Annotated in this window: 1 protein-coding gene; it reads right to left on the minus strand. The window is 63.6% G+C overall.

The window, feature by feature from the left end; all coding sequences use genetic code 11:
* Window positions 1–47: 47 nt before the first annotated feature.
* The coding region (locus AC0IW9_RS30445) for a potassium transporter TrkG (RefSeq protein ID WP_471652048.1) at window positions 48–341 on the minus strand (294 nt) is incomplete at its 5' end.

Below are 341 nucleotides of genomic sequence, written 5' to 3' on the forward strand. Positions count from 1 at the left end.
GTCTCGTAACGCTGCGCCGGGCCTTTGGGTTTCGGCGCAGGACGTTCTCAGTGCCGCCAGAACGCTGGAACACACAGCACCAACACGGTGATGATTTCCAGCCGCCCCAACAGCATGCCGAACGACAGCAGCCACTTGGCGCCGTCCGGCAGGCTGGCGAAGTTGCCCGCCGGGCCAATCACTTCGCCCAGACCCGGACCCACGCCCGACACGGTGCTTGCGGCGCCGGTCAGAGCGGTAATCCAATCCAACCCCATTAGCGACAGGCCCAGCGCCATGGCGCAGATGGTGATGGCGAAGAAGAACGAAAAGGTCAGAATCGAGCGCACCACGTCTTCGTC

The organism is Belnapia sp. AC561, from assembly GCF_979252845.1.